This is a genomic window from Microbacterium sp. cf046 (assembly GCF_900114345.1).
Taxonomy (GTDB): domain Bacteria; phylum Actinomycetota; class Actinomycetes; order Actinomycetales; family Microbacteriaceae; genus Microbacterium.
Window position 1 is genome coordinate 476,602 of sequence record NZ_FOZJ01000003.1, and the last position, 14,526, is coordinate 491,127.

Below are 14,526 nucleotides of genomic sequence, written 5' to 3' on the forward strand. Positions count from 1 at the left end.
CGCGTCACCGACATTGCGAACGTCAAGAGAAGGGGAATCATGACCGACTCCACAGACCTCAAGGACTCCGCGGCCGGACTGATGCCGGATGTCCTCCAGAGGCTCGACGCACTCGTGCGCATCCCATCGATCGCCTTCCCGGGATTCGACCCGGCGCCGGTGCACGACATGGGGGCGGCGGTCGTCGACCTCTTCGAGGCGGCCGGTGTCGTCGGGGTGAAGCTTCTCGACGTCCCGGACGGCTACCCATGCGTCTATGCGGACATTCCCGGTCCGGAGGGCTCGCCGACGGTGCTCCTGTACGCGCACTACGACGTCCAGCCGGCGCCTGAGAGTCAGAACTGGTCCAGCGAGCCGTTCGAGCCGGTGACCAAGGACGATGGCCGGATCTACGGTCGGGGAGCCGCGGATGACAAGTCCGGTCTTGTGATCCACTACGGCACGCTGAAGATCCTCGGCGCCGATCGGCCATGCAACCTGAAGATCCTCGTGGAGGGCGAGGAGGAGACGATCTCGCACCTCGAGGCCTTCGTCGAAGCCAACCCCGACCTCTTCAAGGCCGATGCGTACGTCATCGCTGATATCGGACCGCAGCGCGTCGGCCGCCCCGGTCTGACCACCGCGCTCCGAGGCGACGTCGCCTGCACGGTGACGGTGCGCACCCTCGCCAACCCGGTGCACTCGGGCATGTTCGGCGGCGCCGCCCCGGACGCGCTGACCGCGATGATCCGCATCCTCGACACGCTGCACGACGAGAACGGAGACACGGCGATCGCCGGGGTCGACAGTTCCCAGTGGGACGGCGCAGACATGGACGAGGCTGTCTACCGAGAGGGATCGGCGATCCTTCCCGGCGTGGATTTCCTCGGAACCGGTTCGCTCTCCGATCGGATCTGGGCCAAGCCATCCGTGACCGTGCTGGGGATGGACCTGCCGAACGTCGCAGAGGCGTCGAATGTGCTCCTTCCTGAAGTGACCGCGAAGCTCTCGATGCGGATCGTTCCCGGTGCTGACGGCGACGCGCAGCTCGAGGCGCTGATGGCGCACCTGCGCGCGCAGCGGCCGTGGAACTGCGAAGTGGATGTCGCGAAGGTCAAAGTCGGACACGCGTTCGCGGTCGATGCCTCGCACCCCGCCATCGTCGCGGCGGAGGCAGCGCTCGAAGAGGCGTACGGCGCGCCCGTCGAGAACATCGGCAGCGGTGCGTCCATCCCGCTCGTGGCCTCCTTGAAGAAGGTCTCGCCCGATGCGGCGATCCTGCTCTGGGGGGCTGAAGACACCGCGCAGTCCCGCATCCACGCCTCCGACGAATCAGTCGACCCCGCCGAGATCGAGCGGATGATCGTCGCCCAGACGCTCTTCATCCGCAACCTCGCCGAGGCCGTAGGTCACTGATCGGATGACCGAGAGGGAGGCTGCGATGTCCGCACCTCAGCCCGTGAAGAGCATGACGGTGCTGCAGGCGACCTTCATCGGCGTCGGGTCCATGGTCGGTGCCGGCATCTTCGCCCTCCTGGGCGCAGCCGGTGCGGTGGCGGGTTCCGCGGTCTGGGTCTCGTTCCTCATTGCCGGCATCATCGCCGCCCTCCAGGGGTATTCATTCGCGAAACTCGGAGCGACCTACCCGTCGGGGGGCGGCATCCTCACGTTCCTGTCGCGTGGTTTCGGTGAGGGGCACCTCGCCGGCATCGGCTCGTGGCTCTTCTTCACGGCGGGGTCGATCGTCGTCGCGATGATCGCCACGTCCTTCGGCGGCTACGCCAGCGCCGTGCTCACCCAGAACGACGCGGTCTGGGCGAAGGTGTTCGCAGTCGCCCTCATCCTCGTGATGTCGGGGTTGAACACGATCGGGTCGACTGCCGTCGCCCGAGTGCAGTCCGTCATCGTGGTCATCGTGCTGGTGATCCTCGTGGTGTTCGCCGTCGTCACGATCGCCAACTGGGATCTCAGCCTCCTCTCACCCGCGGGCTATCCCGGCGTTCAGGAGATCATCGCGAGCGTCGCACTCACGTTCTTCGCCTTCCTCGGGTTCGGCGTCATCACGTTCACCGCGAAGGATCTCCCGAATCCGGCACGACAGCTGCCCAAGGCCATCTACTTCGCGCTCGCGATCGCCACGACGATCTACGTGGCAGTGTCGCTCGGCGTCTTCGGCACCCTCACCGCAGATCAGGTGGTCGAATACGGCACCACAGCGCTGGCGGAGGCCGCCAAGCCCACGCTCGGTCAGGCCGGGTACGTCCTCATGGTGATCACGGCGCTGTTCTCCACGACGGGTGCGGTGAATGCCGGTCTCTACCCGTCGATCGGGATGTCGGCTCATCTCGCGTCGGTGGGGCAGTTCCCTCCGGTCTTCGGTCGGTCGGTGGGCCGATTCCCGGTCGGCCTGATCGTCATGGCGGCGTTGGCCACCGTCCTCGTGATCGGATTCGACCTGAACAAGATCGCTTCCATCGGCAGCGCGGTGGCCCTGCTCGTGTTCTCGGCGGTCTCGGTCGCGCATCTCCGGCTCTTCACGAAGACCGGAGCGAGCGTGATCGTCCTCGTGATCGGCCTGGTGGCGACACTCGGCACCTTCGTCGTGTTCTGCACGACGACGCTCGTCGACGAGCCGGCCACCGCGATCGCGCTCGTCGCGATCATCGCGATCGCGGTGATCTTGGATTTCGGGTGGAAGGCGGCGGCCAGGCGCGGGCAACGGAGCTCGCCCTGAGCGCGGCGGACGGGAGTACACGCATGAACATCATGGTGCGAAAGCCCGCGCGGGCACGGACCACCTTGGTTGCGGCGGTCGCGATCATCGCGATGGGATTGGCCGGCTGCGCCGCTGAGGTCAGCGATGTCGATCGCGCTCAGGCGCAGGTCAACGCAAAGCAGAAGGCTCTCACCGAGGCGGAGGCCGATCTGGCGGCCGCATCGACCCAGGTCTGCGATGCGAGCGAAACCTACATCGTCGCGCTCGACCGGTACGGTGACGTTCTCCACGACACTGCGCCGACTGTCGGAGACGTCAGGGTGGCGGGCGCCGACCTCAGCGCACCGCGCGACGACGCATTCGAAGGCGCCGAAGCCGCCGTGCAGGCTCAGCAAGCGGTGACGGATGCCGAGCAAGAGCTGGCAGCGGCCCAGGCGGCCATGGCGGCTGCCACGACCGGCGCCACCGAGGCTCCGGCCGAGCCTGCCGTGACGAGCTCGCCCCTGGCGCCGGCCGCAACCGTCGACCGAGTCCACCAGGCGGAATCCGAGTTCACCGCCGCGCTGGGCGCGATCACCGATCAGACGCCGCTCGCGGAGGCGTCCGAGGTCTTCAACAGCGCCGCCGTCGCACTGGAGATGGCGTGGCTGCGCCTGTTCGCCGATGCCGGATGCATCCCCGACGACGAGCAGCAGCAGGCTCAGGCCGCGGCTGCCGCGTACACCTCCGCTCTGCAGCAGAACCTCGCCGACGCCGGCTACTACGCCGGTGCCGTGGACGGAATCTACGGACCGGAGACCGTTGCCGCAGTCGAAGCGCTGCAGGAGACGAACGGGCTGCCCGTCACCGGAACCGTCGACAAGGCCACCGCGGATGCTCTTCAAGCCGACCTGGACGCGCTGGGCGGCGCCGCTGCCGAGGACGCGGTCGCCGCAACCGCCGCCGTGCAGCAGACGTTGAAGCTCTTCGGGATCTGGGACGGACCGGTGGACGGCACGTGGACCCCGGAACTGACCGAGGCGCTGAAGGAATTCCAGACCGCCCTCGGCGTGGAGCCGACCGGCACCGTGGATGCCGCCACCATCGCCGCGCTCGAGAAGGCGCTCGCGGATCTGCAGGCCGGCTCGTCTCCCACCCCGACTCCGGAGGCCACAGAGGGTTAGTGCGGACCTGTCGCCGAAGACCCGCTGCGATCAGGTCGTCGGGTACGCCCGACTGCGCCGGCCGAGGCGGCGAAGCCGAGTCTCACCCCCGGCGGATGCCGGTGTTCCGGCGCGGCGCTAGCCGCCGACCCGCTCGGCCCGCAGTTGCGCTCGCCGCACCTTCCCGGCGTCGTCACGGATCTGCCCGTCCACCCGCTCGAACGTCCGGGGGATCTTGTACCGGGTCAGCCGCTCTCCCAGGAATTCTCTGAGTTCGTCGTCCGACACCTCGTCCGCGAGCTCGACGAGCGCGTGGGGCACCGAGCCGAGGTCCTCGTGCGGCAGCCCGATGACGACCGCCGACCGCACGAGCGGGTGCTCGCTCAGCGCGTTCTCGATCTCGGCCGGGTACACGTTCGCTCCGCCCACGACGAACATGTCGGACTCGCGATCGGCGAGGAAGAGGTATCCGTCCTCGTCGATGCGGCCGAGGTCGCCGACCGACTCCCAGCCGTCGTCGCCGATCTTCGCTTCGGCGCCGATGTAGCGATACGGGGCGGACAGCCCAGGGCCGCGTCGCATCCACAGCTCGCCCACCTCGCCCGCCTCCACCGCCCGTCCGTCGCCGTCGAGGATCCGCAATTCGCCGATGATCGGCCTGCCGACCGTGCCCGGCTTCTCGAGCCATTGCTCGCCCGTGACGAGGGTGACAGCCTGCACCTCGGTCGCCGCGTATACCTCCCAGATCCGGTCGCCGAGCCATGAGATCCACTCGCGCTTGAGCCACTCGGGGCACGGCGCCGCCATGTGCATGACGACATTGAGCGAGTCGATGTCGTACCTCGCGCGCACCTCTTCGGGCAGACGCGCGATGCGCGACATCATCGTGGGCACGACGTACAGCCAGTCGGCCCGGTAGCGGTCGATGAGGCGCAGCGTCTCCTCAGCCTCGAACCTCGGCATGAGCACCACGCGTGCGCCGACCGTCAGCGCGCAGATCGAGCTGAGGAACGGCGCGTTGTGGAACAGCGGCCCCGTGATCACGGCGGTGCCGTCGTCGCTCATGCCGAGCAGGCGCGCGAACCCTTCCGTCGTCGGCCGCAGCGCAGGCTGCTCGGCCACGATGAGCTTGGGACGACCCGTGCTGCCGCCGGACATCGTGACCTTCCAGACGGCGGCGGCCCCGGCATCCACGAAATCGTCGCTCAGCGCGGATTCCGGCTCGAACCCCGGCGGCACCGACGGGAAGCCTGCGGACTGCTCCTCTGTCGCGCCGACGACGAGGCTCGGCTCGGCGAGGGCGATGATCGCGTCGCGTTCGCGCGGGGGCTGCTGCACCGAGAGCGGCAATGGGCTGGCCCCGCATTTCCAGACCGCGATCTCAGCGGCGAGGAACTCGATCGAGTTCGGAAGGAGGATGCCGACGATCGAGCCGGGCGTGACGCCACGCTCCTGGTAGGCGCGCGCGAGCCGGCTCGACCGGCGATCCAGTTCGCCGCGGGTGATCGACTCGTCGCCGCACGTGATGGCGATCGCGTCGGGTGCCGTCTCGGCGAGGCGGTGCAGATTGCCGACGATGGATTCCTGGGTCGTCGACGCGGTCATCGCACCGACCTGATCGGGAGGACGGCCAGCGCCGACAGCGCCGACAGAACTCCGGCGAAGATGTACAGGCCCTGATAGCCCGCGATCGAGATCATGATGGCCGCGAAGACCGGTGCGAGAACCGCACCGCCCTGCTGGGCGATGTTGAGGATGCCGAGGTCCTTGCCGGCATCGTCGTTGCTGGGCAGCACCTGGGTCATCAGCGCCTGGTCGACGGCGAGGTAGCCGCCGATGCCGATGCCCGCGATTGTGAGCGAGATGATCGCGACCGGAATGGTCGGCGCGATGAGGGGCGGGATGGTGCTCGCCGCGACGATGATCGCCGAGACGATGACGATCGGCTTGCGACGGCCGATCCGGTCGGAGATGATCCCGGCCGGCACGAGGGCGAGTACGAGGGCGACGGTCGCCAGGATCACCGCGATCGGATAGACCGAGTTCGCCTCCGCCAGGTCGAGGCCCACGTAGTCGGTCAGGATGTACAGCTGGAACGAGATCACCGACTGGAAGCCGATGACGATCACCAGGCGTGCGACGAAGGCCCAGAAGAAGTCCGGGTACTTGCGCGGGCTCACCCAGAACGCGCGCAGCATCTCCACGAATGTGGTCTTCGGCGCGGCTGCACGATCCGACGTGTCTTCGCGCATCGTGCCGATGAGCGGCAGGGAACCTGCGAGGGCGATGATCGCGAAGGCGATGAAGCCGGCGAAGAGGTTGCTCGTGAACACCGACGCGATGATGTTGCCGATGATGCCGCCGACGAACACTCCGATGCCCGCGATGGCCGAGAACAGTCCGCGTTTGCTGACGGGCGTGCGGTCCGGCATCGTCGCGCTGATGGGGCTCGTGACCATCGCGACGAACATGCCGAAGATCGCGAAGAGGATGATGGTCGCGAGGATGTCGTTCGCGAAGGCGAGCGAGGCCGCGAACACGCTCACTCCGATGACGCCGGCAAGGATCCACGGCATCCGGCGCCCGAATCGTCCGCGCGTGCGGTCGGAGAGCATGCCCCACACCGGCGCGGCGATGAGGCTCACCGCCGCCACGGCGCCCGCCGTCACGCCGAGCAGCGCGACCTTGTTCGCGTCGTCGAGGATCGCGATGCGGTTCGGGATCAGCAGGCCGCCGATGCCGCTGTTGGCGGCACTGATGAACAGCTGGATGCCGAGGAACCCCGCGATGTACGGACCCAGCTTCTGGGCCTTGATCGTCACGGACGCGGCCATGCTGTCTGTCGTGGACACGGGTTGGCTGCCTCTCTCGCCGGTGCTGCGCTGCGCTCGGCTCGAGCCAGAGTAGCACCATTAAGTGAATTGCGGTTAGTATGAGTTCCATGACCACAACTGGTGCACGTGTGTTCGTCGTCGGCGTCGGTATGACGAAGTTCGAGAAGCCGGGACGACGCGAGGGCTGGGACTATCCCGACATGGCGCGCGAGTCGGGCACGAAGGCGCTCGAAGACGCTGGTCTCGACTTCGACGCGATCGAGGAGGCCTACGTCGGTTACGTCTACGGCGAGTCGACCGCGGGCGAGCGGGCCGTGTACGAGCTGGGGATGACCGGCATCCCGATCACCAACGTGAACAACAACTGCTCGACCGGCTCCACCGCGCTGTACCTCGCGGCGCGGGCCGTGCGCGGTGGTCTTGCCGACTGCGTGCTCGCGCTCGGCTTCGAGAAGATGCAGCCCGGGTCGCTCGCGCTCGACACCTACGGCGACCGCGAGGCGCCGCTCTCCCGCCACATGCGGGCCCTCGAGCAGTCGTCGCCGATGAGCGGCCCGCCGGCGGCCTGGATGTTCGGCTCGGCCGGCGCGGAGCACATGCGCAGGTACGGGTCGACTGCCGAGCACTTCGCGAAGATCGCGCAGAAGAATCACCGGCACTCGACCAACAATCCGTACGCGCAGTTCCAGGACGAGTACTCGCTCGCGCAGATCCAGGGCGACAAGATGATCTACGAGCCGATGGGGCTGACCAGGCTCCAGTGCTCGCCGACCTCCGACGGCTCCGGTGCGGCGATCGTGGTGAGCGAGGACTTCGTCGAGAAGCACGGACTCGCAGGCCAGGCGGTCGAGATCGTCGGGCAGGCGATGGTCACCGACATGCGCTCGACGTTCGACTCGCGCACCGCACGCGACCTCGTCGGCGCGGACATGAGCCGCAAGGCCGCTGAGGCCGTCTACCGGCAGGCGCAGATCGCCCCCGGCGACGTCGATGTGATCGAGCTGCATGACTGCTTCTCGGCCAACGAGCTGCTGACCTATGAGGCTCTCGGGCTGGCAGCTGAGGGGGAAGGGCACCACCTCGTCGACTCGGGTGACACCACCTACGGTGGCAAGTGGGTCATCAACCCGTCGGGCGGCCTCATCTCGAAGGGGCACCCCCTGGGAGCGACCGGCCTTGCCCAGTGCTCCGAGCTGACCTGGCAGCTGCGCGGCACCGCCGACAAGCGTCAGGTGGCGGGCGCGAAGGTCGCGCTGCAGCACAACATCGGCTTGGGCGGCGCAGCCGTGGTCACCGCCTACAGGCCCGCCGAGCGGTAGCCGTCCGGCTCGGAGGCCCGCACCGGCGTCAGGACGTCCCGGAGCACCTCGGCCAGGCCGGCCGGGTCCTCGGTGTGGAGGTCGTGGCCGCCCTTCATGTAGCGGACGTCCCACCCCGCGGCCGCAAGATCGCGGGCTGCGTCGGGGCGGACGGCGAAGCTCTTCTCCGCCAGCACGAGCGTCGACGGCACGGCGGGCGGGGACATCGGGAACGGACTCGCCAGGTATGACGCCTTGATGTCGATGAGGCACGTCTCGTCCCACTTCGCCCATTCGGCGCGCAGGCGCTCGAGGCCGTCGGGCGGCGATGGCTTGGCCATGAGGGCGCGGACGAGCCAATCGGGGAACTTCTTCTGCTTCGGCCCGAGGACGGGGATGAGCCAGAACTGGAACGGGGCCATCGCCAGCGCCGGATCCACGCCGATGAGCCGCTTCGGCTGCAGTTCCTCAGCCGCCCACGCCGTCGTGAGACCACCGAGTGACTGGCCGATGAGCAGGTCGAGACCATTCGGCAGCGTGTCGACGAGGTCGCCGGCGAAATCCTGGACGCGGTAGCTGTCGCCGCGCGGGCTGTCTCCGTGCCCGCGCTGGTCGACGAGGATGAGCGTCAGGTCGTGCTCGAGCAGGTACGGCACGAACTCCTTCCACACATCGGTGCTGCGCGAGGCCCCGTGCACGAGCGCGGCCGTGCGTGATCCGGAGCCGACCGTGACGGTGTTGAGCTTCATCAGGCGCCCACAGGCTCGTACTCGCGCAGGCGCAGCTCGCGCTTGAGCACCTTGCCCTGGGCCGAGAGCGGCAGTGCATCGAGGAAGCTCATGCTGCGGGGGATCTTGTATCCGGCGATGTGCTCGCGCGCGACGGCCTGGATCTCCTCGAGGGTCACCTCCTGCCCGGGCTGCAGCACGATCACCGCGTGGACCCGCTCGCCCCAACGCTCGTCGGGCAGCCCGATGATCGCCACGGCGGCGACAGCCGGATGCTTGGCGACGACGTTCTCGACCTCGACCGAGTACACGTTCTCGCCGCCGGTGATGATCATGTCCTTGATTCGGTCGACGACGTACACGTAGCCGTCCTCGTCCATGTAGCCGCCGTCGCCGGTGTGCATCCATCCGCCGCGCAGCGCCTCTGCAGTCTCGGCGGGCTTCTTCCAGTACCCGACCATCGTCGCCCCGCCGCGCGCGACGATCTCGCCGACGGAGCCCCGCGGCAGCTCGACGTCGTTCTCGTCGACGACGCGCACTTCGGTGTGCCAGCCAGCGCGTCCTGCAGAACGTCGACGGACGGGATGGTGGTGATCGACCGACAGGAGCATGGTCGCGACTGGTGCGAGCTCGCTCATGCCGTACGCCTGCAGGAAGGTGGCTTGCGGGAACAGCAGCGCGGCGCGGTCGAGCAGCGCTTCGGAGATGGGGGATGCCCCGTACACGATGTGCTTCATCGATGACAGGTCGCGGTCACCGGCGCCGGGCAGGTCGACCATCATCTGCAGCATCGTCGGCACGACGAGCACATCGGTGCCACGCTGCTTCTCCATCGTGTCGAGCACGCCTGCGGGGGTGAAGGCAGGCACGAAGACATGCGTGGAGTTCAGAATGAGCCCGCCGATCCACGAGGCGATGTCGGCCAGATGGAACATCGGCGCGACGTGCAGCAGGCGGCCCTCCGGCGTCAGGAACTCGCCCGAGGCGACGCAGCCGAATCCGGACGTCATCATGTTGTCGTGCGTCAGCACGACGCCCTTGGGAACTCCGGTCGTGCCGCCCGTGTAGAAGATGCCGAAGATGTCGGCCCCGCCGCGACGGGCGTCCTCCGCCGGGGCCGCCGACGCGATCAGGTCTTCGTAACGCAGCATCCCGTCGGGTGTGGGCTTCTCGCCGAAGTGGATCAGCGTCCGAAGGCCCGGTGCGAGCGGACGCACCGACTCGACCAGGTCGAGCCAGGTGTCATCGACGATGAGCGTGGCGATATCGCATTCGGCGAACGAGTGGGCGATCTCGGCTGCGCTCCACCGGTAGTTGACCGGCACGACGACGCCGCCCGCCCACGGGATACCGAGCAGCGACTCGTGGAAGATGTCGGAGTTGAGCGACACGATCGCGACCCTGTCGCCATCGGCGACGCCGGATCTCTGCAGAACACCGGCGAGGCGCGCGACGCGATCCGCCGACTCGGCGACGGTGCGGACGCGATCTCCCGCGACCGTGTACTCCCGGTCGGGCGTGAGCTGCAGTGCGCGGTGCAGGGGCTGGGTGACTTCCATCGTGTTCTCTCCTTTGAGACGGCGTGGTCGGGAAGCGTCAGGCGAGCCTCATCGATTTGCCGATGAGGTCTTTCATGATCTCGGTGCTGCCGGCATAGATCCGCTGTGCGCGGGAATCGAGCCAGAGCTGGGTGATGGGGTGCTCGGGCAGGTAGCCGTCGCCGCCGTGCAGCTGCACACCGGTGTCGAGCACCTTCCACATGAATTCGGTGGTCCACCATTTCGCCTTCGCGGCGTCCACCGGGGTCAGGTCGCGGGCGTTGAGTGCGCGCACGCAGTCGTCGACGAACGACTGCGCGATATCGAGCTCGGTGGCGAGTTCGGCGATCGTGAACCGCACGGTCTGGTTCGCCCCGATCGGCCGGCCGAACGTCTCGCGCTCGCGCACATGATCGATCGTCAGATCGAGTCCTGCACGCGCGGTGGCCAGGGCATGGGCGGATGCGGTCACCCGCTCCTGCGCCAGGTTGCGCGTGAGCCCGCGGAAGCCGTCGCCCTCCGCACCGAGCGTGTCCGCGATCGGCACGCGGACGCCCTCGAGGGTGATCTCGGTCGTGTTGTGCGCGTGCATCCCGACCTTGTCGAGGTTGCGCGCGGAATAGCCCGGCGTGCGCGTGTCGACCACGAGGAGGGTGAGTCCGCGATGACGGTCCTCACTCGTCCTGGCCGCCACGATCACCAGGCCGGCATTGAGCCCGTTACCGATGAACTTCTTCGTTCCGTCGAGCGCCCAGTGATCGCCGTCGCGCACCGCGGTGGTCTGGATACCGGCGAGATCCGAACCCGTGCCGGGCTCGGTCATCGCGATGCCCAGCACCGTCTCGCCGCGGATGACTCCGGGCAGCCAGCGCGCCTTCTGCTCCTCGGTGCCCATGTCGACGATGTACGGCGCGATGATGTCGACGACGAGGCTCGGTCCGACGATCGGCGGGAACACGTGGAGGCGTGTCGCCTCCTCGGTCAGGATCAGGTTGTACCGGAAGTCGTTCACGCCCGTGCCGCCGTATTCGGCGGGCATCCCGTGCGCGAGCGCCCCGATCTCGGCAAGACCCGTGTACAGCTCTGGGCCGACGATGCGGTTCTCGATCCACGTCGGGTGCGCCGGCACGACCACGCGCTCGAGGAACTCGCGCACGCGGGCGCGATAGGCCTCGTGCGCGGGTTCGTAGAGGTGCCGCTTCATCAGATGAAGAACCCTCCGCCGCAGACGACGACCTGTGCGCTGATGTAGTCCGATTCGGGCAGGCAGAACAGGTAGACCGCGCCGGCCGCGTCCTTCGGCGTGCCGGCGCGGCCGAGCGGGATCAGCTGCTCGGTCATGGTCTTCAGCTGGTCGCTGATGCCCACCTTGATCGTGTTGCCGGCCACGTCGATGTGGTCCGCACCGTCGGTCGCGGTGAGCCGCGTCTCGATGAGGCCGAACGCCACCGCATTCACCGTGACGTTGTAGCGTCCCCACTCCTTCGCGAGCGTCTTGGTCAGACCGACGATGCCGGCTTTCGCAGTCGAGTAATTCGACTGGCCGGCGTTGCCGCCCAGTCCGGCCAGCGACGAGATGTTGACGACCTTGCGCGCGTTCGCGACGCCGTGCGCGGCGATCTCGCCCTTGGCGGCCGCCGAGATGACCGGCTGCGCGGCGCGCAGGATGCGGAACGGCGCTTTGAGGTGCACGTCGAGGATCGCATCCCACTGATCGTCGCTCATCTTCTGGATGACGGTGTCCCACGTGTAGCCCGCGTTGTTGACGATGATGTCCACGCCATCGAACGCGTCGACCGCCGTCTGCACGAATCGCTCGCCGAAGTCGGCGTCGGTCACGCTGCCGACGCAGCCGACGGCCCGCCCCCCGGCGGCGAGGATCTCGGCGATGGTCTGGTTCGCGGGGTCTACGTCGAGGTCGTTGACGACGACGCTCGCCCCCTCGCTCGCGAGTTTGAGGGCGATCTCGCGCCCGATCCCGCGGCCGGAGCCGGAGACGAGGGCGACCTTTCCTTCGAGGGTTCCCATGGAGTTCCTTGATCAGTCGAGTTCAGTCGAGGGCGACGACGGCGCTGCCGGTCAGGGTGACGGTGCCGTCGGCCAGCGTCACGGAGAGATCGAGGCTCGCGAGTCCATCGTGGACCGCGGACACGACTCCGGTGCACGTCGGCCGCGCGTGGACAGGGGTGATCGCGGCGAAGCGCACCTGGAACGACCGGATCCGTTCCTGAGGGACCCAGCCGGTCAGCAGTCGGCCGAGGTAGGCCATCGAGAGCATGCCCTGCGCGAAGACGTCGTCCAGGCCCGCAGACTTCGCCAGGTCGCTGTCGAGATGCACCGGGTTGTGGTCGCCGGATGCGCCCGCGAACAGCGCGAGCGTCGTGCGGCTGATGGGTGCGACCTCGAGGGCGGGCAGCTCGGTGCCGACCGCGAGTTCCTGAAGCTCGATCATCGCGCCACCTCCCGCTCGGGATGCCGCGCCACGACCGTGTCGGTGAGCGTGGCGATCCGCTCGCCCTGCCGAGTGACCTCGGTGTCGACGACGATGAACTCGAGCGCGCCACCGCGCTTCTCGTAGACGTCCGTGATGCGCGGTTCGAGGAGCAGCTCGTCGCCGGCGAAGGCCATCGTCGCGTACTCGAAGCGCTGCTGGCCGTGCAGCACGAGGCGTGGGTCGATTCCGAGCTCGACCAGCCACGCCATCGGATCCGGCTTCTCGAGCTTGAGGCCGAAGAGGAAGGTCGGCGGGACCGGAAGGTCGGGATAGCCCGCCTCGACGGCCGCGTCGATCTCGCTGTATCGCGGGTCGGTCTCGCCGATCGCCTCGGCGAAGAACTGGAGTCTTCCGCGCTCGATGAGCGCGGTCTGCGGAGCCAGCACTCTGCCCACGGCATCCTTCGCTGACGTCACCGGGTCTCCTTCGTCAAACTAACCGGAATTCACTTAGCGCTGACTGTAACACGGAAACGCGCTCTCGAACAGGAAGATGTGAATTCCGGTTAGCAAAGTTGCGCGGCGAACGATCGTGGCCGCGTCGCCTCTGCAATCATGGATTCATGACCTCCGTCGTGCCCGAGACCCCGCCCCGGGGGACGCGCCCGCGCAACCGTCGGGCGATCACGATCGAGGCCGCGACCGAGCTGTTCTGGAGGCGCGGCTATGCCGCCGTCAGCATGAGCGACATCGCCGATGCGACCAACGTCGGAGCGTCCGCGCTGTACCGGCACTTCCCGAGCAAGTCCGAGCTGCTCGTCGCGGCCGTGCACGCCGGCCTCGCAGGCTACGCTGCCGTGCTGGATGACGCGGACTCGCGGGATGACCCGCAGGATCGCCTCTCCTTCGTCATCGAACGACTCGCCGAGACCTCCCTCGATCACCGCGCGCTCGGTGTGCTGTGGCAGCGGGAGGCGCGCAATCTCGAAGACTCCGAGCAGCGCGTCCTGCGCGACGAGCTCACGAGTCACACTCGACGCGTGGCCGAGCTCATCCTCGCCACGCGGTCCGACCTCGACGCACGCCGCGCCGACCTGCTCGCGTGGTGCGCGATGGGTGCGCTCGTCAGTCCGAGCTTCCACTCGGCGACGCTCCCACGGTCGCAGTTCGTCGAAGTGATGGTCGACCTGGTCACGACGATCACCTCACTGCCCATGCCGGCCGCCGAGCGTGCGGAACCCGGCGGTGTCGACCCCGCCCCAGCCGAGTCGCGCCGCGACTCGATCATCACCGTCGCAACCGAGCTGTTCGCGGAGCACGGCTTCGCCGCGACGGGCATCGATGAGATCGGCGAGGCCGCCGGCATCGCAGGGCCGAGTGTGTACAGCCACTTCGAGAACAAGGCTGCGATCCTCGTCGCGGCGATCGAGCGCGCGCACGTCATGCTGCGCGTCGACCGTGACGAGATCCTGGGGAGCGATCTTGCCCCGATGCAGAAGCTCGCGCGCCTGATCGACTCGTACGTGCGGGTCGCGAACAGCGACCGCGCCGTCATCCGCATCCTGCTCTCCGAACTCATGAACCTGCCCGATGCCGACCGCGAAGCGGCCCGCAAGCTGCAGCGTGACTACATCGACGCGTGGGTCGATCTGTATCGCGAGTTCAGCGACGCCGACACGACGACCGCGCGGATCCGGGTGCAGGCGGTGCTACTGATCGTCAACGACGCCGTGCAGACGCCGCATCTGCGGACGCGACCTGGGTTCGAGCAGACGCTGTCGCGGATGTCGAAGACCCTGCTCGGCATCCAGCCTCTCCAGTCCGGCGTCGTGCTAGCGTAAGTGAATCGCGGTTCGGT

General features: G+C 68.0%; 13 protein-coding genes. 5 read left to right on the forward strand and 8 right to left on the reverse strand.

Translation table 11 applies throughout. The annotated features are described in order from the left end of the window. The first annotated feature begins 39 nt into the window (after positions 1–39). Genes BM349_RS14660 through BM349_RS14670 form a run of 3 tightly spaced genes read left to right on the forward strand, consistent with a single transcriptional unit; the run spans position 40 to position 3,858 of the window. Positions 40–1,395 carry a M20/M25/M40 family metallo-hydrolase gene (locus BM349_RS14660; RefSeq protein ID WP_091707691.1) on the forward strand — a complete coding sequence of 452 codons (1,356 nt, stop codon included), beginning with the start codon at positions 40–42 and terminating at the stop codon, positions 1,393–1,395. Between the two features lie 25 nt (positions 1,396–1,420). Beyond that, on the forward strand, positions 1,421–2,713 hold the full coding sequence (locus BM349_RS14665; protein WP_091709375.1) for an APC family permease: 1,293 nt from the start codon (positions 1,421–1,423) through the stop codon (positions 2,711–2,713). A gap of 23 nt (positions 2,714–2,736) precedes the next feature. Then, positions 2,737–3,858 carry a peptidoglycan-binding domain-containing protein gene (locus BM349_RS14670; protein WP_091709377.1) on the forward strand — a complete coding sequence of 374 codons (1,122 nt, stop codon included), beginning with the start codon at positions 2,737–2,739 and terminating at the stop codon, positions 3,856–3,858. A 117-nt stretch (positions 3,859–3,975) separates the two neighbouring features. Here BM349_RS14670 and BM349_RS14675 read toward each other — a convergent pair whose 3' ends face one another. Together BM349_RS14675 and BM349_RS14680 are read right to left on the reverse strand one after the other, a co-directional pair. Next, positions 3,976–5,442, reverse strand: a complete 1,467-nt coding sequence (locus BM349_RS14675; protein ID WP_091707693.1) for an AMP-binding protein — start codon at positions 5,440–5,442, stop codon at positions 3,976–3,978. Further along, entirely contained in the window at positions 5,439–6,689 is a 1,251-nt protein-coding gene (locus tag BM349_RS14680) for an MFS transporter (RefSeq protein WP_139230940.1), read from the reverse strand. Before BM349_RS14680 ends, BM349_RS14675 begins: the two co-directional genes overlap by 4 nt. An 89-nt stretch (positions 6,690–6,778) precedes the next feature. Between BM349_RS14680 and BM349_RS14685 the strand changes: the two genes are divergently transcribed. After that, the gene (locus tag BM349_RS14685; protein ID WP_091707697.1) at positions 6,779–7,990 is read left to right on the forward strand and encodes a lipid-transfer protein; all 1,212 of its coding nucleotides are present in this window, start codon (positions 6,779–6,781) and stop codon (positions 7,988–7,990) included. On the opposite strand, the gene BM349_RS14690 is transcribed toward BM349_RS14685, so the two are convergent. The 6 genes from BM349_RS14690 to BM349_RS14715 are packed head-to-tail and all read right to left on the reverse strand — an operon-like array spanning position 7,969 to position 13,145. Further along, positions 7,969–8,718, reverse strand: coding sequence for an alpha/beta fold hydrolase (locus tag BM349_RS14690; RefSeq protein WP_091707700.1), 750 nt, complete (start codon positions 8,716–8,718; stop codon positions 7,969–7,971). The two genes, BM349_RS14685 and BM349_RS14690, sit on opposite strands and share 22 nt — an antisense overlap. Beyond that, entirely contained in the window at positions 8,718–10,256 is a 1,539-nt protein-coding gene (locus BM349_RS14695) for a long-chain-fatty-acid--CoA ligase (RefSeq protein ID WP_091707702.1), read from the reverse strand. The genes BM349_RS14690 and BM349_RS14695 overlap by 1 nt, the downstream gene beginning before the upstream one ends. A 37-nt stretch (positions 10,257–10,293) precedes the next feature. After that, entirely contained in the window at positions 10,294–11,439 is a 1,146-nt protein-coding gene (locus BM349_RS14700; RefSeq protein ID WP_091707704.1) for an acyl-CoA dehydrogenase family protein, read from the reverse strand. Continuing rightward, a complete protein-coding gene (locus BM349_RS14705) occupies positions 11,439–12,263 on the reverse strand; it encodes an SDR family NAD(P)-dependent oxidoreductase (RefSeq protein ID WP_091707706.1) in 825 nt (274 codons plus the stop codon). Before BM349_RS14705 ends, BM349_RS14700 begins: the two co-directional genes overlap by 1 nt. Before the next feature lie 22 nt (positions 12,264–12,285). Continuing rightward, the gene (locus tag BM349_RS14710; RefSeq protein ID WP_091707709.1) at positions 12,286–12,687 is read right to left on the reverse strand and encodes a MaoC/PaaZ C-terminal domain-containing protein; all 402 of its coding nucleotides are present in this window, start codon (positions 12,685–12,687) and stop codon (positions 12,286–12,288) included. Further along, the gene (locus tag BM349_RS14715) at positions 12,684–13,145 is read right to left on the reverse strand and encodes a MaoC family dehydratase N-terminal domain-containing protein (RefSeq protein WP_091707711.1); all 462 of its coding nucleotides are present in this window, start codon (positions 13,143–13,145) and stop codon (positions 12,684–12,686) included. The genes BM349_RS14710 and BM349_RS14715 overlap by 4 nt, the downstream gene beginning before the upstream one ends. 146 nt (positions 13,146–13,291) lie before the next feature. On the opposite strand from BM349_RS14715, the gene BM349_RS14720 reads away from it, so the two are divergent. Continuing rightward, positions 13,292–14,509, forward strand: coding sequence for a TetR/AcrR family transcriptional regulator (locus BM349_RS14720; RefSeq protein WP_091707713.1), 1,218 nt, complete (start codon positions 13,292–13,294; stop codon positions 14,507–14,509). The last annotated feature ends 17 nt before the right edge of the window (positions 14,510–14,526 follow it).